The sequence below is a fragment of the Methanosarcina sp. WWM596 genome (genome assembly GCF_000969965.1).
In the GTDB taxonomy this organism is placed as follows: Archaea; Halobacteriota; Methanosarcinia; order Methanosarcinales; family Methanosarcinaceae; genus Methanosarcina.
The window spans coordinates 1,112,796-1,137,145 of the sequence record NZ_CP009503.1 but is presented as its reverse complement, the minus strand read 5'-3'; the positions used below and the strand labels follow the sequence as shown (position 1 = coordinate 1,137,145).

Genomic DNA, 24,350 nt, shown 5'->3' with positions numbered 1-24,350 from the left:
AAAACTGCTGTCAAAGAGGTTGAATAAGAAGTCAACTACCCCTGCTTACTGGAACTTTTGAAAGAATAGAAATGCAAGCCGATCCTGCAGAGACGCAAACAGAGACACTAACAATGACATTAAATTCCACTGTTCAGGAAACCTCTTTTGAAACTGAGAATTTCCCTGATACTCATGAAGTTACTGCCTGGTCAGGAAAAAATCCCCTTATCAAGCTGACAGACGTCTGGAAAATCTACCGGATGGGAGAAGTTGATTTTGCAGCTCTCGCGGGAATCGACCTTGAGATCTACGAGGGAGAGTTCCTGGTTGTTCTGGGTCCCAGCGGAAGTGGAAAAAGTACACTGATGAACCTACTGGGCTGCCTGGACATCCCTTCAAAGGGAACTGTCTTTCTAGACTCAAGGGACATTTCCAGACTTGACGAATCCGAACTGGCCCGCATAAGAGGACAGATGATAGGGTTCATTTTCCAGAGTTTTAACCTGATCCCAACACTGAACACGCTGGAAAACGTCCTTTTGCCCCTGGAATTTCAGGAAGAAAACCCTCAAAAGGCAAAGAAAAGGGGAGAATACCTGCTCGAAGTTGTAGGGCTTTCGGATAAGAAAAGAAACCTCCCCTCCCAGCTCTCAGGCGGACAGAGGCAGAGAGTTGCAATTGCCCGTTCCCTTGCCGTTAATCCCCCTATAATCCTCGCAGATGAGCCTACCGGAAACCTGGACAGCAAAACCGGGGACTACATTCTGGATTTTCTGGCAAAATTACATGAAAAGGAAGGAAAGACAATTATCATTGTCACCCACGACCTGGACCTTGTAAAACACGCGACAAGAGTCGTGTATCTCAGAGACGGAAAGATAGAAAAAATCGAACATGTTAATCGAACATGTTAATCGAACATGTTAATCGAACATGTTAATCGAGCACGTTCATCGAAAAAAACATTAAGGGGAAATGAAATGAAAAAAATTTCCATATTAATGCTCCTGATTCTACTTTTACTAATCATACCTCTAACCGCTGGAACAGCCCTGGCAAGCAGGTTGATAGACTCCTCATCCATACAGGTAAGCCTTACCAACCAGAACCCTGATGCTGCAAGACCAGGCGAGCCCGTGGAACTCACAGTCAGCGTACAAAATGTGGGGAACAACGACCTTGAAGACATAGTTATCGAAATCACTCCCGAGTACCCTTTCAGCAAAGTTTCAGGAGAAGCGCTTAAAAAAGATATATCTTACCTGAATGCAAGGCAGGATGAAGACAGTGCAGGTGTCCTTAAATTCAAGCTCATGACCGACTCCAACGCTTCTGAGGGCACATACGAAATAGACATAACCACAACTGCAAAATCTGGAGGGAGCTCGTCATCAAGTCCCGTCACCACCACAAAAACTGTCAAGCTTGAGGTAAGAGGGAAAGAATACGCCCAGATAGTGACCATAAACAAGGCAAATATCGATGTGGCAAAGGAAGAACCCCTTGAGTTCATTATAACAAATACCGGGAACTCTCCCCTCAAGAACATGGTCATCTCCTGGAAAGACCCTAAAGGCGTGATCCTGCCTGTCTATTCGGACAATACCAAGTACATTAAGTACCTCGAACCCGGAGACTCCGTAACCGTTGCTTATTCGGTAATGGCAGATGTAAACGCAGTCCCTGGGTTGTACACTCTGGATATAAACCTTACTTTTGAAGACTACGATTCAAATATAAAGAACATCAAGACAACAGCAGGGCTCTTTGTCGGAGGAGAAACAGACTTCGATGTCTCATTTTCCGAAAGTGATGTAGGGGAGATCTCCCTCTCAGTTGCAAATGTAGGCAATAACATGGCGTATTCCGTAAAAGTCTCGGTCCCTAAACAGGAAGGGTACAGAGTAACCGGATCTTCTTCTACAATCGTAGGAAACCTTGAGAAAGGGGACTACACTATCACTACCTTTAATGTGATGGGCACCCAGGCCGCAAACCAGGATACTGAACCCTCAGAGAGAAGAGCCGCTGCTGCCCCGGGGAATGAGTCTCCCACTTCCAGAACTGATCCGTCACTGAAAGTAAGGATCGAATATACGGATGCCAGGGGAGAAAGAATAACAGTCGATAAAGATGTTGCAGTTCAGATGACCGCGTCAGCGGGAACTACAGGAACCGGAGGTAGATCCAGAGCAACAGGTTTCAATAGCAGCCTTAGCTCATATTTGATCTATATTGTGGTAATAGTAGTTGCAGGAGCAGGAGTGGTCCTGTACCGCAGGAAAAAGCTGGAAAAAATTGGAAAAGAATCCAGAGATGAAAAACAGGAAGATCAAAAGCACATACTCTGAAAGTAAGAATACTGAAAAACAAAAACCGAAGGACATTTTATGAGAAATTCAACCTACCTGAAAATGGCTCTGAATATGCTTCTGCACAGCAAACTCCGGAGCTGGCTGACAATCATAGGGATTGTCATAGGGGTCGGGGCAGTGGTGGGGATCATCTCCCTCGGGGATGCTATGGAGGCAAACGTGCAGAGCAGGCTTGCCGACATGGACCTGACAAAAATCATCATCTCGCCAGGATACTCAAGGGCTCAGTCGCGTATGCCAGGCCCCGGGCACGGTGATTGGGGGGGAGGAGGTTCTATGACTGATACTGAGTTGACAGACGATGATATTTCGGCACTGCAGGGTATAGAAGGCATAGCGTACATCGCGGGCGAGATTTCCAGCAGAGAGGAAGTAACGTATACAGGGGAAACAGCAACCCTTTCTATCACAGGGGTGGACCCTCAGGTCTGGCAGTATATGACCCCTCTAGAAACCGAATCAGGAAGAATGCTCAAACCCTCGGATAAGTATGTAGCAGTCATAGGAAGCGGTGTTGCCAGTGGAATTTATGACCAGGACATAGGGATAAACCAGGTGATAACAATCAACGGCAAATCCGTACGCATTGTCGGAATCCTGGCTGAGGAAGGAGGAAGTGAGGACAGGCAGATCTACATGCCAATCGATACCACAGTTTACATGATCGAAGATGCAGAAGAAGATGTCTTTGATTCCATCACAGTAAAAGCCCAGAGTGAAGAGATGGTAGACAGTGTGGTTACAGCAATTGAAAAGAAGCTCATGATCTCCCGCCATATTGTGAGGGAAGATGACAGGGACTTTTCCGTAACCGCCTCAAAGTCAATGGCAGAATCCGTTACAGAGATGACGGATTCCATTACCCTTTTCCTTGGAGCAATTGCAGCCGTTTCCCTGCTGGTAGGAGCGGTGGGCATTGCAAACACCATGTTTACTGCAGTCCTTGAAAAGACAAAGGAAATAGGCACGATGAAAGCCATCGGAGCAAAAAACAGGGACATTCTTATGATTTTTATCTATAACTCCGCAATGGTCGGCTTTGTTGGAGGTATCTTTGGAGTTATGCTAGGAGGATTTGTTTCGGCTCTGTTTCCTTTCCTTGGAGTGACTCTAATGAGGGGAGGAAGCGGGACGAGCATATCTCTTTCCCCGGGCCTGATGATCTTTGGGCTGACTCTCGCCGTCCTGATCGGGGTAATTTCGGGAGCAGTCCCCGCATACAGGGCTTCAAAACTGAAACCCGTGGATGCACTCAGGTACGAGTAACCGGGAACCCTGATTACAGATAAACATAAAAAGGAGCTTCAATCTCCCGGAAGACAGAAGGTAAATCAGGGACTTCCGGGACTTTTACAAATCAGGTTATTCACTCTTCATTTTTGCCTGTTTCCAGTATTCCCTGGGCTTTATTCAAGTCTTCCCGGCTGAACAGCCTGTCAAATTCAGGATACTTCTGGAACTTACCTGTAATCTCCTCAAATATCTGGTGTTTCGGACTGATGATGACGACATGTGCCGGAGGATGAATCTTCTTCAACCTGCTAATCGCCGCCCCTGCGTTAGTTTTCAGCTCCACAAGTGCCGCAGAGTTACATTTTGACCTCAGAGATACCCCCATTACGCTAACAAGAAGCGCGTCAGCATAATCGTTTTCAATGCATCTGGGATTCGTTGAAAACTTGATGTCTCCGTATGTTTCCAGATCGTGTAATGCGATTCTTACTTTTGCCGGGTCATCTGCCCGGACTAATGCAAAAGATTTCATTTTTTACACACCAACAACATGTGAAGTAACTCCCAAACCATATAACATTTTTCCAACTTTTACTCAAAAAAGTAGATTTTCAATGAAAATGAGTTTTTGAATGTTCAACAGGTCGCCTCAGACAAGATTTCATCTGCATAAACAGCTTCAACTTAAATACTAGTAGAGTTCAGGATATTTTCTGGAAAAGAGAAGGTAAACACATCAATCAAAAAGGCGGTGCGAATCAATTATCCTTTTTTGGGGTGCACTGCCTTCTTGATTTGACACAGGATTATTTTCATCTTTCAGGTCAGATCTTTTTTATTGGTTGTTTTCCAGCCACCCAGTTATCTATGAGTGCCCATAACTCAGAGGAATTGCGATCGATCAACAGGCTACCATGCCCCTGGTCATTCCAGCTTATAGTAGTAACCCTGTTATTCGTTTCTCCGACCTCATCTTCGTACCACCATGCTCCGTAATCTCCAAAGCCTCCCCCGAGTCCGACATAAAGTACCGGAGAGTCTATTCTGGAAGAATTTATCTCATAACCCTCTACATTGCCCATCAGACCAGCCATATACTGGTCCAGATACTTTGGCGTATGAGGGACAGCAACCCCGGTTAAAGTCAAATTAAGCAACCTGTCTTCATCAACATAATAGAGGCCACTGGGATCTCCACTCCAGTAGTGATAGTCCGGAGTATAAGGATATTCGGAAAAAATATATGTATGGCTTGCCATGAGCCTGAAAAACTGCCTGTTTGTGAATGTAAGATTGAAATCGTGCCCTTCAGGCTCTGTAGAAGCCATGTAGGCTACGTACATCATACCTGCCATACTACTATCATTATAAACTCCGCTTTCGATACTTTCGGAAATGGAAGCAAATTCCTGCGCCTGACCCTGTATTAATTCGGAATTTTCGGGATTGTATGCGATAATAATATCAACAGGCACTGCTCTGTCAACAGAGCCTGCGGGTAGATCATCATACTCACTTGCCTCATAAGCCGTAAGAAGCAGTGCTCCGTGACTGTGGCCGATTGCCGTAACCTCTATTCTTTCTGCAGATTTACCGCTTAAGAGAGCTGTATGGCTTCTTGAGGCACTGATGCCTTCGTATGTGTCCTGAAGGTATTCATCGAAAGTCCAGTCCTGCATAAAACTGAAATCAGTTTCATCCGCTGGAATATTTGTCTCTCTCCTATCCAGGATATATGCGCTGTACCCCTGCTGAGCATAGTATATCGCCATGTCGGAATAGAATTTTTCAGTCAAAGCATGCCCTGGCAGAATCACCAGATTTTCATCTGCTTTTGTATTCCAGGGACTTTTCTCCTGCACATAGTTGGTAAGAGTGATACTGTCATATTCTCCAAGCCCAACGTTTAACTTGATTTTATACTCTGCCACATCTCCGGAAACAAGTCCTATTCTACTGCTTTCAGTTAGAGACAAATCTGGTTTTGAAACAGTGGACTGAGAAGAAGTGTACGAGGTTTCTGGACTACTCGCTTGATTGTAAATATTATCTATTCGTAAATCAGGAACAACGGCTGAAGCCGGAGAAGAAACAGCTAATAGAACAAATAAGACAGTTATTAGAAAAATTCGCATTTTCATGAGCTCACCTTTTTAATATTATAAAACGAAGGTACGGACTTGAGAATCATGCGTTTTAAAAGAAGACCTGTTATTCCCGTTTTAACGTCAAAGAGAGCAGTGTAAAACAATAAGAATAAGCCAGATAGCTAAAAGTCGCAGCACAAGGAAGGATAAAGCTCCAGCCGGCTTTTTAAGATAACCCTTGAGGATAGCTGACGAAAAGGCTTTCTCACTGGAAAAGTTATCTCACCGATTATACTCCTATGCTCCTTATGCCCTCAAAACACTACTTCTCAAATAAATATAATTTTTACAGATAAGAATTGCAATTTTAATTTTAAGTTCGATTTTTTTATAATGTTATGGATAATTCTATACATAAAATACTTTTAAGGTAAGCTGGAGACCTGAAAAAGAGTCAAGAAAAGTAGTGTTTCTCAACTTATAATAAACTGCCAGTATATTGCCATCCCTAAAATCCATTCTTTTAGTGAGTTTTCACAAATGATACAAAGGAAAATACGGGAGAAATACAGAAGCTATTATCCTGATTTCAACAATATCGCAATTGGAAGGCAAAATTCACATAATTTTACTGCAGTAAGCCAGCCGAAAGTGAACTAAACCATAGGCTCAATAAATCTAGGACTTACTTATTGGAGAAAACTAGTTCCTGGTGAGACCAACAGTCAATATTTTTAAAAACCTATTTTGCAAAACAATTCTACAGGTAATCCCCTGGAAGAGGTATAGAGGATGAAAAAATATCTGTCAATACTATTAGTTTCAGTCCTTATTTTTGGGGCTGTACTCCCGTGCGCTACTGCAGGGGCGAAGGCAAATTCATCAGGAGACAATTCGACTATTGAAGAGGAAACTACTGTTATTGATGTTTCTGATGACACTAATGAAAATTCTGTTGAAAAAGAAGATACTATTGTTGCAAATGATTCTGTTGTAGTTGATACTACAATAATATCAACAGATAACGATATTTACAATTCTGACGATGACTATAATTACATCTGTAAACACAGACGATGATTACATCACAGCTAACAATTCTTCTGTATATAATGGTGATGTCACAATTATAGATGATTCATCACAGACTAATATCCAGTATGTAGAAACAACACAGGTAAACATGGATAATAGCCAGAAGGTAACTGTTGATGTTAAGAATGACAATTCAGTTGTCAACAATATATATTTTGAATCAACAACAGATTCAGGCAATGCAAAAGTTGTTATCGAAGATCTGAAAGATGATACATCTTTAGTTGAGAAACCAACAGGTGATATTTACAAGTCATTTAACATATGGATCGACAGTGATAATGCAAATAATATTGAAGATGCAGCTGTTAATTTTAAAGTTGAAAAGACATGGCTTCAAGCAAATGGTCTTGATAAATCATCCATTGTCCTGAATATGTATGATAATGGTGAATGGGTAGCAGTACCAATTACAATAACAGGACAGGATTCAACGTATGTGTACTTTACAGCTGAAGTATCAGAATATTCTACATTTGCAATTACAAGCAAAACAATAACTGTAGATAATACTCTTACACCAACATCTTCGGATAGTAATACAGAAGAAACAAATGGTCTAACAAAAAGTGAGATAATACATATACTTGAAATGATTCTCGCATATCTTAAGGGAAACTAATTTCCCTTATTTTTTTGATGAGGTATCATGCGTAAACATATAAAATTAGCATGACTTTTTCTTTTCACTTGTATTTCAATCTCTCACACGCTCAGAGCCCTGATTATCATCAATCCTGTCATAAAGCTCTTTCAGATCCCTGTGCAGTCTGAAGATTTCCTTTTCCCAATCCTTTTTACGGGATTCCGGGTAGGAACCCATCTTCAAAGCTGCCATCTTTGCGTAGTTACGGGAAACTTTCCTGTTGCTCCAGGAAAGGCCGAAAGCCTGATCGGTTTTTTTGATGCTGTATTTTTCGTGGATCAGGAACTCATAGAGTACAGGAACCTTATCCAGTTTTTCTTCGGAGCTTTCGGGAAAGTCCGGGGAAAGATCAGCCAGATTCCTGAGACGGGACTGGACGTTACAACTTTCGGGGCACAGTTTCTCCGAGTTTGCAAACTCAAGCATCTTCCTGAATTCAAGGAAAATATCCGTCTGCCCGAAACCCGAGGGCAGAGTTTCTCCGAGGAAAATAAGGACATGGATGCATTCATGAAAGAGGATTTTTGCAATCAGAAACTCGATTCTCTCCTGAAGGTTCCACAACCTTTCAACCAGTTCCTCATCCCACAGTTCATGAGGATTTACCAGAATGAGGGACCTGTAGATTATTTTCTTATCTTTTCTGGAAACGATCTTCTTCGGCTCGAAGGCTAACCCCTGCAGCTTTCCGAAAAACTGTATTCTTACTGCCAGATCCCAGCAGTGTTCCCATCCTCCGGAATGCACACATTTTACCCGATAATATTTTCCGTCAAAGTGCACCTTTTTTATCAGTCGGTAGAGGTCCTCACTCTGTTCTTTAATAAGGGCTTTTATCGCGGGCTCCCGGAAAATGTTCAGGTCAAGCTGGAGAAGCCCGGGAGAAAAAAACAGGTACTCAGGAGCAGGAAACGAAACCGGAGCAAACGCCGGGACAAGATAGGGGAACGGTGAAGCTGCAGAAGATAATATTCCCCTGATCCCATGTGCATGCAAACCGGTTTTTTTCTTTGGCGAAGTCTTTTTTGTTCCTGTTCCCTGCTTCATGAATTTACCCCTTACAATTTGACCCGTTTTCCCCATATTACGAATTCATCTGTAACACAATAATAAATTTTTATGTTAATATGTAATATTATGATTAATTAGATATATAATTTTTCATACAAAACATCATAATCGTATTAATAAACCGAATGGCATAAAAACCTGAGATTCTTGAAAAATTAGCAAATGAAACCTGGCGTTTCAGACAAAGCTGCCAATCGACATAAGCTTAGAAACAAAATTTATGAAAGGGGAACATGACAACTGAGAATTAATAAAAGGGAAACAGGATAACTGATAATTAATAAAAGAGAAGAAAGATAACTGATAATTAATAACATAGGGGAATGGGATAGTTGATCATACTTGACGAGCCATACGTTTCTCAAATTCTACGGGACACCATCATAGAAATGAATCTTCCTGTTCTGAAAAACAAAACCTCTGAACGCCTGGGTTTCAACAGGGAGGTCAAACTGCTGGAAGACGCCGAATTCATAGAACTCCTCAAAAGCCAGAAAACCTGCAAAATATACAGTAATTCTGAAATCTCCCTCGTCTGGATAGCAGACAACCTTGGATTCACCGGTATCCTCGAAAAAATAGGGCTCTTTAAGGATAAGTTCAGGTTCAGGCAGCTGATTGAACACATCTATCCTGACTTTTCCTATCAGGGAGTGAAATTTGAAAGCCTGGACGAACTGGACATCGGAGCCGTCAGAAAGCCTTTCATAATCAAACCGGCAGTCGGGTTCTTCAGTGCGGGGGTTTATAAGGTCAGTACCGGGGAAGAATGGGAAAAGACCCTGTCAGTCTTAAAGCAGGAAATGGAAGCAATCAAAGGGCTGTTCCCGGCTCAGGTGTTCAGTTCAGGGAAATTTGTGCTTGAAGATTGCATCGAAGGGCCGGAGCTGGCTGTGGATGCTTACTATAACGGCGAGGGAAAGCCGGTGGTCCTGAATATCCTGGAGCACCTGTTTCCGGCGGAAAATGATGTTGAAGATAAGGTCTATGTGACTTCAAAAAAGACCATTGAGACCTATCTGGAAGCAGCCCTGAAACTGCTACGGCAAATAAATGAAGCTGCAAAGCTGTGGGATTATGAGGTGCGGAGTTCTGAGTTGCCGGATGCGAAACTGCAGGAACCACCGGGATTGCGGGATTTTCCGCTGCATATTGAACTCCGGGTGGACAAAAACAACCGGCTAGTACCCATAGAGGTGAATCCAATCAGGTTTGCGGGGTGGTGTACTGCCGATATCGCGTATTATGCTTACGGAATCAATGTCCACAGGTATTTTTTAGAGGGAATGGAGCCGGACTGGAAGGAGATCCTGAAAGGTAAGAATGAGGTTCAGGAGAGTGAGAAAGATAACATTACCTATTGCCTTTTGATTGCCAAAAAACCGGATGAGATTGAAACAGAAGATATTGAAGCGTTTGATTACGAAAGCTTTGTATCTCACTTTGAAAAGCCTCTGGAACTGCGGAAGCTTGATTACAGGCAGTATCCGGTTTTTGCGTTCCTCTTTACTGAAACAAGGAACAGTAACCCTGGGGAGATTGAGAGGTATTTGAGGACAGATTTGAAGGAGTATGTAAGGGTGAAAACTAGCAATTGTAGTTGAGAACTAAATCTACAAGCTATGCCGGATAAAGGGTCAGAACAGTTTTGCAACAAATATAAAAAAAGTTAATGGATTCAATGATTCTCTTTCATTGAATCGCTAAATATAAGTTGACAGGATACCATCCATTAACAACTGGTTCTTTCACATTTTTCCATATTTTTTTAGTCATAACGCTTAGAAGGTGGTTCCAGCTGTTTCATTATCACCGCTAACACATTTGTTGCGGCGACAATAAGAGATACCACACATTATTCCATGAGTCATAGGTAGCTACAATTGGATATCCTTCCTGTATCCATTTGTCGATACCACCTTCTATGTTATACACCTTTTTGTAACCGGCATCTACCAGCAGACTGCTTGCCTCAGCACCTCTTTTTCCTACTTTACAATAAACAAGCATTTTTGTATTTTTATTACATGGCAATTCTTTCATTCTTGCTGGTAGTAGCTCTTCAGGAGGTAACGCAACAGGGTCCTGTGCTGGTACATTTTTCAGTGGTAGCAGTACTGCCCCTTCAATATGCCCCAAATTGTATTCAGCCGGTGTACGAACGTCCAGAATGAATACATCTTTTTCGATCATATCTCTAGCATTACAGGCACCCACATTTGTGTATGTGCATTTGCTTGCTGCCGCCATCCCAGGTGTAATTATCAGGAAGGCCAGAAGAACTGCAGCAAAGTACGACAAATATTGTTTATTCAGTTAAACTCCCCCGCATCTGGTTCTCTCTGAATTTAAACATTGAAACTTTTGGGTAAATTCGTTCCAACTTAATAACTATTATTAAAATCCGTATTCAGAAGCAGTACCCAGAAGTGACAGTTGTTTGCTTTATACAGATATTTGCGAATACCCATTAGCTGCAATCTGTCATATTGTATAATAAATTGGTACAAAAAAGCAAGAACCCAAAATCTGGATTTCAATAATTAAATAATGTACTAACTTCAAATATACATATTATTAGGAATAAATGATCCATATAATAATAGTTTGTTATAGATTAACAGGCTTATTGTATGTTTTAATGATTCCTCTATATATGGGCAGGTTAACTGAATTTTTGTCTGGAGATAATACATTTACTGTTAAATTTGGGGACTTATACAACAAGATTTAACCTTTTTACCTGCGTGCATCTGATTTTAAACATAAAAATTTCCGTTCAGATATTTGAAATATTCAAGTATTTGAAAGAAATAGAGGCGTTAAAAGAAGAAAACGTTAAAGGCAGAAGACGAGGACCATGAAGACAACGCTCATGCTTTTCAGCCTGAATATCCTGCTCACCCCTGTTTAAAGAAACAATTAAGGGAGGAACAGGAAGGAGCAGGGGAAGCCCAGTCCTGAGTTCACAGTTTCAATCCTGAGTCCAAATACCCATCCTGATTTCACATTTCAAACCTTGTCATAACTCCATGAAGCTTATCAGTAGGGAGCCTGTAGAACTGGACAAAAGAGGGAGACAGTTTCTTTATTACGGAAAAGACTTTCCATATCAAGTTATTGGTAAATATGTCTTCTATTCCGTAAAAGATTGTTTTTTCATGGATGCCTTTGTCTTTCAGGATCTGTACGACATCAATAATTTCCATGTACCCCATACTGATTTCAAAAACCCTCAATCCTTTTGCCAGTTCGTTTGTGAAAGAGCTTTTAACCCCAAACGGGCTTTCACACTTGACAATTGAAATAAATATATTGTCTTCATAAATAATATTGTTCTCAAACATTATGTGGGAAATGTATTGAGGAATATTAATTATGTCCCGGGAAAAGAAAAGGGCAGTTCCACTGATTTTATTTTCACTGGCATATACCTGGTTATATTTTTCAAGGAAATTATCAATCTTCATGGGCTTCATCAGTTCATAAAGCCTTTTTTGACCGGAAGTGTATATGAGGATCAGAGCAAAAACGACAGCTGCTATGACAATTGACCAGTACCCCCCATGCGGAATTTTATAGGTGTTTGAAAGAAGAAATACTACATCGATACCGGTCACAAGAAGGGATACAAAAGACCTGACCAGCATTTTTTTGAAATAAAAGATTAAAGTCATCATCAGACCTGTAATTGACATGGTTCCTGTAACTGCCAGCCCGTATGCAGCCGCAAGTCTGTGAGAGTCCCTGAACTCAAAAATCATAAATAAGACAGAGATAAGGAGAAGCCAGTTTACTGCACTAATATAAATCTGGGACTGTAATTCGCCTGAAGTATAATCGATCTTTAGCATGGGGATTATTCGAGTCGTTATCCCCTGATATACTATTGAAAACACACCGCTGATCATGGCCTGAGAAGCAATGATTGTAGCTATGATACTAAGGATAAGGAATGGAACATATACGAGATGTGCCTGCTGATTTATCATCTCAAATAATACATTTCTCGAATCCGGGTTTCTGATGAGAAATGCTCCCTGTCCGAGATAATTCAAAACCAGAGCGACAAACACAAATCTCCAGGCTTTCAAAATAGGCTCTCTTCCCAGGTGCCCCATATCGGCATACAACGCCTCGCCCCCCGTGGCACAGAGGGTAACTTCGGATAATACAAAAAATCCCGTAAGCCCGTTATCCATGAGAAATCTGATAGCGTAATAAGGATTTATGGCCCTGAGCACGCCGGGAGTATAAAAAATGGAGGCAATACCTGAAAATGCAATGGCTATGAACCATAAAATCATTATTGGCCCAAAGACCCATGTAATCTTTTCTGTTCCCTTGTTCTGGATTGAAAAAAGAGCTACTGCGATTATTCCGGCAATGAGCATGATAGATTCTTGCCCGATGTCTTGAAATTCAGGGATGATCCGCAGGCCTTCAACGGCACTCAGGATGCTGATCGCAGGCGTAATGACTCCATCCCCAATAAGAAAAGAGGTCCCTATATAGGCTAACAATGTGATTAGAGCTACACTTCGACCGGATTTAAGAAGAGGGACGAGCAGCTCTTTTAATACAATTGTTCCTCCTTCCCCTTTATTACCCAGGCTCATGGCAAGCCAGGCATACTCCACAGTTACAAGCGTGATAAGTGTCCAGATAATTAAAGATAAAACTCCTATTACGTGAACTTCCGTAGGTCTTGTGAGAAGGAATATAACGGTCAGGGTATAGATAGGACTTGTTCCTATGTCTCCAAAAACAAGACCTATAGAATTTACTATACCCCTGATATCGGATTTTGAAAACGTAATATATCACCATATTTGTTCCAGAAATTTTTGGGCAAAAAACATGATTTGAGATGAAAAGTTACAGGAATCTGAATCCTGTGGCAACAAATCATGATTTTACTCTGCCAGAAAAGAGTGAAAAGAAATTGAATTTACAGAATTTTTAACTCGCCAATTTCCCATTTTCATTTAAAATTCGTCTCTTCCTTATGATTTTCAGTTTTTTATTCAATTAACCTTAAAGTAAATATTGTATTATAATAATGCATGGTGCTGAGAATTACTTTTTCATATATAAAGATCTTGACCCATTATCCCGAGATATCGATATTGAACAGTGATCAAGCCAATTAATTGATATTGAACAGTGATCAAGCCAATTAATTGATATTGAACAGTGATCAAGCCAATTAATTGATATTGGCCGGTGATAAAGCTGATAAATCGATATTAATTCTTCTGATCCAAAAAATGTGTCTCTCAGGTTATACTTATTATCCCTGCATATGGAAAGGTAAATAAAAAACATTTCGCCACAAAATAAGAAAATGTTAAAGGCAGAGAGATCAAAGAAGAATAGGATAAAAAATGGGATAGAATAAAAAATGTGCAATTTCAAAAACGGCAGGAAAAATGAGCATAGAAGAGGCAGAGGAAAAAGATGGAGTAGAGGACTATAAAGGGGACACTGCGAAGGAAAATCTACATCTTCCCCCCAATCAGAAAGCAACCGAAGGAGTTGACATCCTCCTTGGAGACCCAAAAAAAGCTGTGGTCAAGCTCTCCATTCCGATCATAGTCGCCATGTCCGTACAGACCATCTACAGCCTGACCGACACCTTCTGGGTTGCAGGCCTGGGTGCGGATGCCCTTGCTGCGATCGGGTTTGCCTTTCCTTTTTTCGTAATTCAGATGGCACTTACAGGCGGGCTTGGGGTTGGCGGAGGAGCTGCGATTTCCCGGCGGATAGGGGCAAGGGACAAAGCTGGAGTGGATAACGTTGCAGTGCACACCTTTGTGATAATGTTCATCCTCACGGTTCTTCTTACCGCTCTCGCCCTTGCCTTTGTAAGAGACCTTTTCATGTACAGCGGAGCCGGGAAGACTACAGAACTCGGAGTTGCTTATTCAAGGATCATCTTTGCAGGCAGTTTTGTGTTCTTTTTTACGAACGTTGCAAACTCCATTCTCAGGAGTGAGGGAGACTCAAAGCGAGCCATGCAGTCCATGATCCTGGGGTCTGTCCTGAACATAGTGCTTGACCCCATTTTCATCTATACCCTGGGGCTTGGGGTTGCAGGAGCTGCTCTTGCGACTGTGATTTCTTTTGCCAGCTCAGGCCTGCTGATGTTCTACTGGTTTTTTGTCAAAAAAGACACATACGTTTCATTCAGGTTCCACTCTTTCAAATTCGACCGGGCCATCGTCCTGGACATCTTCAGGGTAGGCATTCCTTCATCGGTCGAGCAGGTCGCTCTGGCAATGACCGCCCTCTTCATGAACCTTATCATTGTCAATGTCAGCAGCACCGATGGGGTTGCAATCTATGCCACAGGCTGGAGAGTCGCAAGCATTGCGGTTGCTCCCTTGATAGGAATTTCAATCTCCGTGGTCTCGATTAGCGGGGCTGCTTTCGGGGAGTTTAATGTTAAAAAAGCCCGACAAACCCTTATTTATGCAACAGAAATAGGCTTTCTGGTAGAAGCTGCCATAGGTATTGCTGTATATATATTTGCTCCACAGATTGCAGCTGTTTTCACCCAGGCTGAAACTGCCGCCCGTATCGCTCCGGAACTAACAAGACTCCTTAAAATTATGACACTCTTCTATCCAGCGGTTGCCTTCGGAATGCTCTCTGCCTCTCTCTTCCAGGGTGCAGGAAAGGGCATAAGCGCCCTTATTGCCACCCTCCTGAGAAGTCTGGTTCTGACTCCCCTCTTTGCTGTTCTCTTTGCCTACGAACTTGATTGGGGGCTTTCCGGAGTATGGTGGGGGCTTGTTGTGGGAACAGTTATCGGTTCTCTGGTTACTTTTGTATGGGCTCAGATCTACCTAAGATACATGATCCGTGCTACAAAAACCGGGAAAAAATGTTGATTACGTCAGGATGCCTGATACTCGCATATATCTTCGTTTATCAAATCATAAAATATAAATAAAACCTGTTTATTTTTAGTTTGAAATCGAACAGTAAGAAAAGTGAATAGTAAGATTACATACAGTCATGATTCGGATGATACTATAGAAATAAAAACCCAGTCAACCTCGATAAGATTCGGTGAACCCAACAAAAACAGTTAAATTCGGAAAAATCCGATAAAGACCGGAAAACACCCATCAAAAATCAGTCAGAAGGTTGAATCATCTGAATAATGACTGAAAAAAGCGCCTCACTGTGATAACCGATGAAAGAAGAAAGAATAAAAGAAACGGTAAAACTTCAGTTTGAAATGATCCATCTCTTCCATAAAAATTTTGCCGAAACTTTTCGCCAGGCAGGAAATAATCCATACAATCTCAAAAAAAATCAGAATAAGGTTATCCTGATTATAGGGACAGCAGGTGAGATTATGCCCACTACTCTTGGAAAGTGTCTAGACCTTCAGAAAGGAAGCCTGACCAGCATGATCGATGCTCTGGAAAGAGAGAAACTTGTCTACAGGAAAGGAGATCCTGGAGACCGAAGAAAGACCCTGGTTTCACTTACAGATAAGGGGAAAGCTTACAGGGACTGGTTCACAAAGGAGCTCGAAAAAAATGCATCTGAAGTTATGAACCGGCTTGTCGAAGAAGATATTGTAGCCTATCAGGAAAGCCTGAAAACAATACTTAGCACACTGAAGAAACTGGATGAAAGTGCCTGAAAAGGAAAAGCACCCAGAAAACGATACTAGTACCATAACAATTTAAATGTGGTGCATAACATATAGACATTTTTTCATCAGCAATTTTTCTCGTAATTTTGGCGTGTAATGGAATTCTATCTTTTCTAGAATCTGTTTTGCTTCCTCTTCGCTTAATGTTTCGTAGAATGACTTTTCGTTATGGGTATTGAGATTATCCGTAACCAGCCGGATGACTTCAACTTCAGAACGTTGTACATTCTTTCTCTATACTCGGTATTTATTGTTTGAATACACCACATCCGCCTTAACCAAGGTTTAATTTTGCTTTTTTTAGAATAAGTCGGACGCTCTCTTTGTTTATTATTTCAAACCCTTCTTTTATCTTCAGTTCTTCAGTAGGCAGTACAAATGTCCACCTTTTTCTTCCATCAGAAGGTGTGGTACATGCTTGTGCTATGATTTCAGCAGTGTGCTTTTCGGTGTATTTTATAGGTTGACCGGTTCTTGTTTGATCCTCAAGAGCGCTTTGGAGACCTTCATCCAAGTACCTTTTCTTGATTCGTCCAACAGTATTCCTGCCAACATTCAATATTTCTACGATCTCGGTGTTCTTTTAATTCTTGTTGGCAAGTAACAGGATTCGTGCTTTTGTTAGTTCTCGTGCACTTTTCTGTCCCTTTTTAAAAAAGTCTAGAAGATACTGTACTTTATCTTCTTCAAGTTTTATTTTTGCCATGAATGAAGATACAGACGGGATTCAAAGCCTATAACTATGACCCAAAATTAAGTTACCATGACACTGGCGGGGAAGTTTAAGAAGATATGGACTAAACAAAAGGATAAATGCCACTTCTGTGACCAACTTATTGATATTGCAGAAGAAAAGGACCTACACCCCATAATCCCAATAGCAGATGGAGAAACTTATAGAATTGACAATTTCGTCTACGTGCACAAGCATTGCTATCAACAGCATAAGGAAATAAAAGGATAACTGTCTCCCAATATATAAATGGTTTGAAAATGCTTGAGCGGTATGATATGAAAATGTCATGTACCGTTCTTAGAAGAGAAAAGGAGAGTAATCTCCTGACTTATTCGACATAGAAACTTTATCATAAGGCCTCAGTAAGAAACTCCTGGGCTCTCTTTACACGATGTTTGAAAAATATATGTATAAGTCCTTGCTCTTTTCCATGCAGTAAATCTGCTTTACATTTGATAATTATTTATAAGTTTGCCTTTAAGTATTCTAACAAAATTCATAATTTACATTACAAAATTTTTACAAACAATCCAGTGAGGGACATACATGAATAAAAAAAGTCTTTTGATCGTTTTAATTATTTTATCAGTTACTTTTGTTTCCGGTTGCACTAATCTTGCCAATGACTTCTCCGAAAGATCCGGCAATATTGAGAAACCCAACAATATTGAAAGCAGTGCGGAATCAACTTCAGATCTTATCAATAGTGAAACTGACGTTCTCTATCAGGTCTCAACAATCGACGCCCTGCTTCAAGGCGTTTATGATGGAATTTTACCAATTGCGGAACTTGAAACCCATGGGGACTTTGGTATAGGGACTTTTGACGGGCTTGAAGGGGAAATGCTTGCCCTCGATGGCAATTATTATCAGATAAAAACAGATGGAATTGCCTATCCCGTATCCGGGGAAATGACAACTCCCTTTGCCACTGTAACCTGCTTTGAAGCCGATGAAAATTTTCGACTTGAGGAGCCTGCAAACCTTACCGAACTTGAAGCCTTCCTTGACCTGAACCTGCCTTCGAAAAACCTTTTTTATGCGGTCCGGGTTGACGGGAATTTCTCTTACATAAAAGCACGAAGCGTACCAAAACAGGAAAAACCCTATCCAAAACTCGCGGATGCCGTATCCACCCAGTCGGTCTTCGAATTTGAAAACATAAGCGGCACACTGGTAGGGTTCAGAGCCCCTGAATATATAAAAGGTGTAAATGTGCCAGGGTATCACCTTCACTTCATCACAGCGGATAGAAGCGCAGGCGGGCATGTCCTGGACCTTGAGATGGAAAATGGAGATGTTGCCCTTGACATTACCATTGCGTTCTTCATGGAGCTTCCCACCAGCGGGGACTTCTATAACGTGGATTTAAGCCAGGACCTCCAGGCTGATATGCAAAAGGTTGAAAAGTGACCTCTAATTTTCACTTTTTTACATTTTTCTTTGCTTTTTGAAGGAAAATTTTCCCCACTCCCTCTTTATTTTTGTTTTATTCTCTTTATTTTTTCTAATTTTTTCTTTGTTTCTCTTCCCACTTCCATTTAATTTTTGTATATTATTTCCCTTTACTTCTTCTTAATTTAATTACCGTTTTGCCTTTATTTTGTCTTGTAAATTTTTAGGTCTGTTAGTTTGTTTACTTTCTTTTATTTCTTCGTTCTTTTTTCTTCGTCTGATTTTTTGTTGAGACGTGAATCTCAACATTCCGCCTGTTCATAGAGAGTTTGCAGCTTTTACTATTCTGATTTACTATTCCCAATTTACTATTCCCAATTCACTATTCCCAATTCACTATTCCCAATTCACTATTCCCAATTCACTATTCCCAATTCACTATTCCCAATTTACTATTCCCAATTTACTATTCCCGATACAACTGTTAACTGAATTCCGGTCTTACATGTTCGGTACTGAAAAATTCATCTTCAGGTTCATTCCCGGTATTTCCCCGAACTGTCCGGAAATGTATGTGTTTCTGAAGCTTTCAAACTGTTCATAGTACTGAGCGCGTTCAACCAGTCCTTTGAATATCTCTTCCATGTATTCACCTCTATTCCCAAAAACTACTTTAGTATTTATTAAGCTCCGCCAAGCAGGGTGAAAGTATTTTTTGATGGAATCCAGGAGGTGGAGGTTTCAAAATCGATATGGTTACCAGACCTGAAACTCTCTCAACATAGGTTGATATTATTCCCGGGAGGATAAAGATACGTCAAAAAAATTTAGAATAGAAGAGTTTAGAATAGAAGAGTTTAGAATAGAAGAGTTTAGAATAGAAGAGTTTAGAATAGAAAAATTTAGAATAGAAGAGTTTAGAATAGAAAAATTTAGAATAGAAGAGTTTAGAATAGAAGAGTTTAGAATAGAAGAGTTTAGAATAAAAGAGTTATGGGAAGACTGTTTTACTGCTCTTTTGCAACAGCCGCAAGCTGCTCCCCTAGTTTTCTGCATCTCTCTAGTTCTTTTTCATATGGTCTGTACCGAACCTGTAATCCAGTTTCCAGCACCTCTACTCCTGCATCTTTTAATTCCTGTTCTACTGTTTTTACTGCTCCCCCTCCCCAGCCGTATGACCCGAAAGCCACAGCTTTTTTGTTCTGGGGGCGCAGTCCTTTGAGGTACACCAGGAAGTCTCCAACTGTTGGAAAGAGCCCGTTATTAAGGGTTGGGGAGCCCACTACAAAGGCGGCTGTATCGAGCATTTCTTTCATTATATGGTTCCGAGTGTTTTTCCGAAGATTCAGAAGTTTTACTTCAACTCCCGCTTCCCGAACCGCTTCTGCAATCTCACTTGCCATTATTTCCGTGCTTCCCCACATAGTATCGTATATTACAAGCACTTTTTCCTTTACTTCCCCGTTGGCCCATGTCCTGTATGCCTCAAGGATTTTTTTGAGGTCCTGTTTCCAGATGATTCCATGGGAAGGGGCGATCTGCAGGGGTTCTACCCCCAGTTTATCCAGTAATCCTATAAAGCGAAGCAGTGGAATGTGAAACGGCATCAGTATGTTTGCATAATACTCGGCAGCTTCCGGGATAACATCCCCTACTTCAAAATCATACCTCTTTGAGGTGGCTATATGCTGCCCGAAACCATCGTTTGAGAAGAGGATCCGGTCTTCTTTCAGGAAAGTTTCCATGCTGTCAGGCCAGTGAAGCATTGTGGCTTCCAGGAACATGAGGGTCTTGCCTCCAAGGTCCAGCTGGTCGCCGGTCTTCACAACCTCAAGGTCCCAGTTCTCACTGCCTGAGTCTCTGAAATAGCCGTTAAGGATATCGACGCCTCTTTTTGTAATGAAAATCTTTGCATCGGTTTGTTTTTTAAGCTCTGCCAGGGAACCTGCATGGTCAAGTTCCATATGGTTTACTACAATGTAGTCAAGCTTTGAAGGGTCGATTATCCGGGTAATCCGCCTGAGCATCTCCCCCGCAAAAGGAGCCTTTACGGTATCGATAAGGGCAGTCTTTTTCCCAACAACAAGGTAGGAGTTGTAAGTTGTCCCGCCCGGAGTGGTAAACCCGTGAAAGTCCCTACCGTTCCAGTCAATTGCTCCTACCCAGTAAACTCCCCTGGCAAGTTCGACGTCTCCATCGGTTTTTTCGATTTCCATATCCTCACAGCCCTCTCAGTTTTTTTCAGGTCTGCATCCGGAACTGAGTGATATATTCGAGGTAACTGTCAATAATCTCGTAGTGGCCTCTTTCGTACATGGACAGCATTTCAAAAAATTTTTTCTGAGTTTCGTCTCCGACTTTTTTTGCCATTGCAGAATAAAAGTCTTCACTTTTTCTCTCATGCCTCATGGCTGCAAGAAGAATGCCTGCATCTCCAAGAGTTATCTCACCCACTTTCGTTCGACTAACATCGAATTCAGGACTGAAGGACTGCCCGCTGGATACTTCAGTGCTGATTTTTGGCAGTTCTTTTTTATCACGGTAATCTTCGAGGTAGCCAAGGTGCTTCGCTTCTTCAGCTGCCAGCTCCTCATAAAGTTCCTTGAATTTTGGATTTTCCATTAAGGCAGCCTGCTGCAGATAAAAGGTCTTTGCTTCTTTTTCCCTCTCAATTGCAAGGGCTATAGCTTCTTCAATTCCTTTAAGATTTCTTACTTCCTCAATTGTGTCCTGATAAGCGCTTTTCATACTTTTTATCCCCCGGGACTATTTTATCTGATTTCCCTTTCTTCTAAATTTATTTAATTACCTGTTTCCTTCCTGGTTTTGCGTTTCTTTTGTTCTTTTATTTTTAAGGTTATATCTTCAGAAGGTCGTTCAAGCCCAAATATATCATAAATATCATAGGGACTGGGAAGTACGGTTATATTTTCCATCTGCGCAAGTTTTTCCGAGTTTGTAACATCGACTTCGCGCATACTTAGCTCAAATGCTCTCCCGCTGGGTGCAGCAGTTTTTACAGTTCCCCTTTTCTGGTCTACAGGTAGAATGAAAATAGGTGTTTTTCCTTTTGCGGTCTGAGAAACCGCATTCGTAACAAGGGTATCTGCAATCCCGTACACGATCTTTGCCACTGTATTGGCAGTTGCCGGGGCTATGAGCAAGAAATCATAATATCCCATCTGCAGCGGGCCTGCAATAAATGGGGAGTTGGGGCCTGCATCTACTTTGAAGTTAGGGAAATCGTTCTGGATTTTGTCCCACAGGTGATACCATTTGATTACGGTTTCACCCTCTTTAGACAGGAAAACCATTGTTTCAACACCTGTCCGATTCTTAATGTCCACCAGAATACTGTAGGTCTCAATCATCTGGTCTCCGGAACCTGTAATTCCCCATGCTATACGTTTAATTTTCTTGCCTAGCGGTTCTACCAAAATAACACCTTCCTTAAGGTTTCAATCCAATCTCTGATGATTTATTAGACTGATTTTTTTGTCTCACTGCTTATCCGTCTCATTGCTTACTTGTTTCTTCTTTCGGCATTTCCGGCGTTTAAATTTCAGGCTCCGCTCCTGAACTAGCACTGCGATTCCGAAGTAGGTTTTCAAAAGTTGACTCTTGAATCTATTTACCAATCACTAATCTTTCCCACTAAATCAGGAATTTATTTTGGAATCGATACACTAGCTTTCTTTACGAGCTGGGTTGTCTGAATAAGCTTCTTAAGGGTTTTTCTAAGGCTCCTCATGCCTTCCGAATCCTCGGAAACCCCTTCTGCTCCCATATCCCGCGACCAGAACGTCCCCCCCAGATTTGCTCCGAAAGAGCCTCCTCCAACAGGGATCATTTCATTGATCACATAAAAGTTCAGAATGGTCTGGATAGCCGGTTCCTGTCCACCTATTCGGTCGCCTCCATCTGCAATTCCCATCCCTACCTTGTTCAAAAAGACCTTTGGGTCTCTGGCAACAACGGCTCTGCAACGGTCCATAATCGTTTTTGTCTGGGCACTAACGGTTCCCTGATAAACAGGAGTCCCTATGACCCAGGCATCTGCCCATATCATTTTTTCATACAGTTCAGCCGAAATATCGTCTTTGTGGATGCAGCCTTCTTTTTTCTTTACGCAGAAGTCGCAGTGGATGCAGAAGTTTAACTTTTTCCCTTTGGCAGAGAAATAGTCGGTTTCTGCCCCGTACTTTTCCTTTGCGATCTTCAAAGTTTCCTGGACCAGAAAATCAGTCGCCATATTTCTGGGACTTCCCGATATTCCCAGAATTTTTATCGGTTTGGTTTCAGTTTCTTGCATGCCCCGTCTCCGGCATCCCTTTTAAAAAATTAATCATATACTTGAACATATACGTTGGTATGTCTTTTGGACACATAATTTTATGCTCTGATAAATCTAAATACCCTTATTTTTTCGTTTTGTCTTCTTTTAGGCCTTTTGTCTTTTTTTATACATTTTATAAAAGCTTACCAGAGAGAGGGTAATAAGCGTTCCTGTTACCCCAAAGCCAGGAGTGGAGGCTTTTTTCTCCTCAGGGTATGTTGCCATATCGATCACAGGCACCAAATAGGCCCCTTCCCCGAAAAGCTCATCTATATGTTCCTGAGAAGCTGATCGGTAGTGAAGGATTGCCTTTACACTGATGGGATTGGAAGCTTTTTGAGGCATTGAAAAGGAATGTTTTTCAACTGCAGAAGATTTAGGGCCTATCCTATTGTCAGAAAGAATGCTTTCTGCTTCCCATACTTTTACCGTGGGGTTTCCTTCTGAATCAGCAAAAACCGTGTGATAGACCGTTGCTCCAGAGTCAATTTTCCCTTCACTGTCAAGAGCCCCTGAGTGATAGATTTCCTTCCCTTCAGCGTCATGTGCAATAAGCTCAAGCCAGATTTCCCGCTCTTCGGTAACGCCGGTAGGGATTTTGTGCCCTGCCCCTGTGTTTATAATCTCTACCTCAACTTCCACATTTTCCCCAGGTTCTGCCGAATCGGGAGCTGTTACTTTAAGGGATGCAGCATGCTGTAGGTACTCTATAGCCCTTTTTTCGTGCCTCCCTTCCCCCATAACCTCTGTTACGAAAGCGTTTGCGCCCGCAAAATAATGGGTATACACATGTTCCCTTTTCGGGCCTGTTGAGGCAGCTTTTCCGGGGTTTTCTTCAAAGCCGACGATTCCCGGGGTCATATGGCAAGCCTGGCAGTTCACCCCTTCTTCAGCATATGAGCTTTCTTCCCATTCGGTATAAGTGGCTGCGAGAGTCAGGTTATTTACCGGATGGTAGATATTATGGCACATACCACAGTATCCGGACTCGTTGTAGAACTCATGAGTCTCTATCTCATGGGAAGGAGACACTGCATCGGCTCTGTTCCCCCATTTTACATCTCCAGGCTCAAGTACATAGAGGGCATTTCCAATTCCCTCACTTTCGACAACTGAATGGCAGAAATCACACTGGACTCCTTCTTTTGCAACCTCACTCAGGTCCGAGCCGTCGAGGGGAGGGATTTCAGCCGAAACCATTCCTATGGGCGTATGGCAGCGAGAGCAAAACTCCGGAGAAAGACCCTGGGCTTCTGCAGCTACACCATATTCCTGAAGCATTGCCTGGTAAAAGAAGTCACTGTCTGCATTCGAATGCATTGAGCCGTCCCATTCCCCGAAACTGCTCCCGTGGCAGTTGGAACAGAGACCGGATTTCGAAAATTGGTCAGATGTGAAGTTCCTGGGTCCGCTTTGCTCTGCCGCGACAGAGGATGCCCATAATCCTGCAAATAAAAAAATGGTAATCATGAGTACCGTGCTTTTCACTGACGTTCCCTCCAGACTATGTCTTCAGGTTTTCAGATTTTCCAGATGCACGTTTGCCTTTTTTCCCCAGATATGGTCTCTACTATACTGATAATCTTTCCGGGAACTATGGATGTTGCTGTTTTTCCGGGCGTGCAGGTTTATGGTTACGGATTTTTTTCTCCGTATACTCTGCAAGTTCACCCTTCACACGCCATATTTTTCTCTTTATCTTAGGACTATAAAATCCAG

21 protein-coding genes and 1 pseudogene are annotated in these 24,350 nt (G+C 41.8%); 9 read left to right on the top strand and 13 right to left on the bottom strand.

The features are described 5' to 3' along the window. Positions 1 to 242 precede the first annotated feature (242 nt). The 3 genes from MSWHS_RS05110 to MSWHS_RS05100 all read left to right on the top strand — a co-directional run bounded on the left by MSWHS_RS05110 (position 243) and on the right by MSWHS_RS05100 (position 3,623). Positions 243 to 896, top strand: a complete 654-nt coding sequence (locus MSWHS_RS05110) for an ABC transporter ATP-binding protein (protein WP_231585707.1) — start codon at positions 243 to 245, stop codon at positions 894 to 896. Positions 897 to 962: 66 nt separating this feature from the next. Further along, positions 963 to 2,333, top strand: coding sequence for a COG1361 S-layer family protein (locus tag MSWHS_RS05105; protein WP_048126576.1), 1,371 nt, complete (start codon positions 963 to 965; stop codon positions 2,331 to 2,333). Positions 2,334 to 2,372: 39 nt separating this feature from the next. Then, on the top strand, positions 2,373 to 3,623 hold the full coding sequence (locus MSWHS_RS05100; RefSeq protein WP_048126574.1) for an ABC transporter permease: 1,251 nt from the start codon (positions 2,373 to 2,375) through the stop codon (positions 3,621 to 3,623). A 100-nt stretch (positions 3,624 to 3,723) separates the two neighbouring features. Here the strand turns inward: MSWHS_RS05100 and MSWHS_RS05095 are convergent, their stop codons facing one another. Continuing rightward, positions 3,724 to 4,122 (bottom strand): DUF356 domain-containing protein, encoded by a 399-nt coding sequence (locus MSWHS_RS05095; protein WP_048126572.1) that lies wholly within the window; start codon positions 4,120 to 4,122, stop codon positions 3,724 to 3,726. Positions 4,123 to 4,414: 292 nt separating this feature from the next. Continuing rightward, entirely contained in the window at positions 4,415 to 5,521 is a 1,107-nt protein-coding gene (locus MSWHS_RS05090; RefSeq protein WP_231585586.1) for a hypothetical protein, read from the bottom strand. A gap of 948 nt (positions 5,522 to 6,469) precedes the next feature. Between MSWHS_RS05090 and MSWHS_RS05085 the strand changes: the two genes are divergently transcribed. Together MSWHS_RS05085 and MSWHS_RS05080 are read left to right on the top strand one after the other, a co-directional pair. After that, complete coding sequence (locus MSWHS_RS05085) at positions 6,470 to 6,757, top strand: hypothetical protein (protein ID WP_048126568.1); 288 nt, start codon at positions 6,470 to 6,472, stop codon at positions 6,755 to 6,757. Continuing rightward, a complete protein-coding gene (locus tag MSWHS_RS05080) occupies positions 6,723 to 7,394 on the top strand; it encodes a PGF-pre-PGF domain-containing protein (RefSeq protein ID WP_048126566.1) in 672 nt (223 codons plus the stop codon). The genes MSWHS_RS05085 and MSWHS_RS05080 overlap by 35 nt, the downstream gene beginning before the upstream one ends. Before the next feature lie 75 nt (positions 7,395 to 7,469). On the opposite strand, the gene MSWHS_RS05075 is transcribed toward MSWHS_RS05080, so the two are convergent. Next, positions 7,470 to 8,465 carry a hypothetical protein gene (locus tag MSWHS_RS05075; protein WP_048126564.1) on the bottom strand — a complete coding sequence of 332 codons (996 nt, stop codon included), beginning with the start codon at positions 8,463 to 8,465 and terminating at the stop codon, positions 7,470 to 7,472. A 356-nt stretch (positions 8,466 to 8,821) separates the two neighbouring features. Between MSWHS_RS05075 and MSWHS_RS05070 the strand changes: the two genes are divergently transcribed. Continuing rightward, positions 8,822 to 10,093 carry an ATP-grasp domain-containing protein gene (locus MSWHS_RS05070; RefSeq protein WP_048126562.1) on the top strand — a complete coding sequence of 424 codons (1,272 nt, stop codon included), beginning with the start codon at positions 8,822 to 8,824 and terminating at the stop codon, positions 10,091 to 10,093. A gap of 211 nt (positions 10,094 to 10,304) precedes the next feature. Here the strand turns inward: MSWHS_RS05070 and MSWHS_RS05065 are convergent, their stop codons facing one another. Beyond that, the gene (locus MSWHS_RS05065; RefSeq protein WP_231585585.1) at positions 10,305 to 10,682 is read right to left on the bottom strand and encodes a rhodanese-like domain-containing protein; all 378 of its coding nucleotides are present in this window, start codon (positions 10,680 to 10,682) and stop codon (positions 10,305 to 10,307) included. 812 nt (positions 10,683 to 11,494) lie between these two features. Next, a complete protein-coding gene (locus MSWHS_RS05060; RefSeq protein WP_255350509.1) occupies positions 11,495 to 13,267 on the bottom strand; it encodes a KUP/HAK/KT family potassium transporter in 1,773 nt (590 codons plus the stop codon). A 654-nt stretch (positions 13,268 to 13,921) separates the two neighbouring features. On the opposite strand from MSWHS_RS05060, the gene MSWHS_RS05055 reads away from it, so the two are divergent. Both MSWHS_RS05055 and MSWHS_RS05050 read left to right on the top strand, forming a co-directional pair. Then, positions 13,922 to 15,385, top strand: a complete 1,464-nt coding sequence (locus tag MSWHS_RS05055) for an MATE family efflux transporter (RefSeq protein ID WP_048126556.1) — start codon at positions 13,922 to 13,924, stop codon at positions 15,383 to 15,385. A gap of 308 nt (positions 15,386 to 15,693) precedes the next feature. Next, positions 15,694 to 16,152 carry a MarR family winged helix-turn-helix transcriptional regulator gene (locus MSWHS_RS05050; RefSeq protein WP_048126554.1) on the top strand — a complete coding sequence of 153 codons (459 nt, stop codon included), beginning with the start codon at positions 15,694 to 15,696 and terminating at the stop codon, positions 16,150 to 16,152. 96 nt (positions 16,153 to 16,248) lie between these two features. Here MSWHS_RS05050 and MSWHS_RS18970 read toward each other — a convergent pair. Beyond that, positions 16,249 to 16,870, bottom strand: a pseudogene (locus MSWHS_RS18970) (helix-turn-helix domain-containing protein); the annotation flags it as partial. A gap of 576 nt (positions 16,871 to 17,446) precedes the next feature. Between MSWHS_RS18970 and budA the strand changes: the two are divergent. Further along, positions 17,447 to 18,313 (top strand): acetolactate decarboxylase, encoded by an 867-nt coding sequence (gene budA, locus MSWHS_RS05035; protein WP_048126550.1) that lies wholly within the window; start codon positions 17,447 to 17,449, stop codon positions 18,311 to 18,313. A 483-nt stretch (positions 18,314 to 18,796) separates the two neighbouring features. Here budA and MSWHS_RS20025 read toward each other — a convergent pair whose 3' ends face one another. The 7 genes from MSWHS_RS20025 to MSWHS_RS20020 all read right to left on the bottom strand — a co-directional run bounded on the left by MSWHS_RS20025 (position 18,797) and on the right by MSWHS_RS20020 (position 24,296). Beyond that, entirely contained in the window at positions 18,797 to 18,940 is a 144-nt protein-coding gene (locus MSWHS_RS20025; protein ID WP_156148073.1) for a hypothetical protein, read from the bottom strand. 362 nt (positions 18,941 to 19,302) lie between these two features. Then, the gene (locus MSWHS_RS05030) at positions 19,303 to 20,511 is read right to left on the bottom strand and encodes an FprA family A-type flavoprotein (protein WP_048126548.1); all 1,209 of its coding nucleotides are present in this window, start codon (positions 20,509 to 20,511) and stop codon (positions 19,303 to 19,305) included. A gap of 25 nt (positions 20,512 to 20,536) precedes the next feature. Further along, the gene (locus MSWHS_RS05025; RefSeq protein ID WP_048126546.1) at positions 20,537 to 21,043 is read right to left on the bottom strand and encodes a ferritin family protein; all 507 of its coding nucleotides are present in this window, start codon (positions 21,041 to 21,043) and stop codon (positions 20,537 to 20,539) included. 53 nt (positions 21,044 to 21,096) lie between these two features. Beyond that, a complete protein-coding gene (gene afpA, locus MSWHS_RS05020; RefSeq protein WP_048126544.1) occupies positions 21,097 to 21,732 on the bottom strand; it encodes an archaeoflavoprotein AfpA in 636 nt (211 codons plus the stop codon). A 230-nt stretch (positions 21,733 to 21,962) separates the two neighbouring features. Beyond that, the gene (locus tag MSWHS_RS05015; RefSeq protein WP_048126542.1) at positions 21,963 to 22,607 is read right to left on the bottom strand and encodes a flavodoxin family protein; all 645 of its coding nucleotides are present in this window, start codon (positions 22,605 to 22,607) and stop codon (positions 21,963 to 21,965) included. Positions 22,608 to 22,736: 129 nt separating this feature from the next. Beyond that, positions 22,737 to 24,119: a cytochrome c family protein gene (locus tag MSWHS_RS05010; RefSeq protein ID WP_231585584.1), complete on the bottom strand. Its 1,383-nt coding sequence runs from the start codon at positions 24,117 to 24,119 to the stop codon at positions 22,737 to 22,739. A gap of 24 nt (positions 24,120 to 24,143) precedes the next feature. Further along, positions 24,144 to 24,296: a hypothetical protein gene (locus tag MSWHS_RS20020; RefSeq protein WP_156148072.1), complete on the bottom strand. Its 153-nt coding sequence runs from the start codon at positions 24,294 to 24,296 to the stop codon at positions 24,144 to 24,146. Between the last annotated feature and the right edge of the window lie 54 nt (positions 24,297 to 24,350).

Coding starts and splice junctions, on each gene's coding strand:
- MSWHS_RS05110 (WP_231585707.1), top strand. CDS start 243: ATGGGAGAAGTTGATTTTGCAGCTCTCGCGGGAATCGACCTTGAGATC.
- budA (WP_048126550.1), top strand. CDS start 17,447: ATGAATAAAAAAAGTCTTTTGATCGTTTTAATTATTTTATCAGTTACT.
- MSWHS_RS05055 (WP_048126556.1), top strand. CDS start 13,922: ATGAGCATAGAAGAGGCAGAGGAAAAAGATGGAGTAGAGGACTATAAA.
- MSWHS_RS05095 (WP_048126572.1), bottom strand. CDS start 4,122: ATGAAATCTTTTGCATTAGTCCGGGCAGATGACCCGGCAAAAGTAAGA.
- MSWHS_RS05065 (WP_231585585.1), bottom strand. CDS start 10,682: ATGATCGAAAAAGATGTATTCATTCTGGACGTTCGTACACCGGCTGAA.
- MSWHS_RS05075 (WP_048126564.1), bottom strand. CDS start 8,465: ATGAAGCAGGGAACAGGAACAAAAAAGACTTCGCCAAAGAAAAAAACC.
- MSWHS_RS05080 (WP_048126566.1), top strand. CDS start 6,723: ATGACTATAATTACATCTGTAAACACAGACGATGATTACATCACAGCT.
- MSWHS_RS05105 (WP_048126576.1), top strand. CDS start 963: ATGAAAAAAATTTCCATATTAATGCTCCTGATTCTACTTTTACTAATC.
- MSWHS_RS05100 (WP_048126574.1), top strand. CDS start 2,373: ATGAGAAATTCAACCTACCTGAAAATGGCTCTGAATATGCTTCTGCAC.
- MSWHS_RS20025 (WP_156148073.1), bottom strand. CDS start 18,940: ATGGAAGAGATATTCAAAGGACTGGTTGAACGCGCTCAGTACTATGAA.
- MSWHS_RS05030 (WP_048126548.1), bottom strand. CDS start 20,511: ATGGAAATCGAAAAAACCGATGGAGACGTCGAACTTGCCAGGGGAGTT.
- MSWHS_RS05085 (WP_048126568.1), top strand. CDS start 6,470: ATGAAAAAATATCTGTCAATACTATTAGTTTCAGTCCTTATTTTTGGG.
- MSWHS_RS05015 (WP_048126542.1), bottom strand. CDS start 22,607: ATGCAAGAAACTGAAACCAAACCGATAAAAATTCTGGGAATATCGGGA.
- MSWHS_RS05050 (WP_048126554.1), top strand. CDS start 15,694: ATGAAAGAAGAAAGAATAAAAGAAACGGTAAAACTTCAGTTTGAAATG.
- MSWHS_RS05025 (WP_048126546.1), bottom strand. CDS start 21,043: ATGAAAAGCGCTTATCAGGACACAATTGAGGAAGTAAGAAATCTTAAA.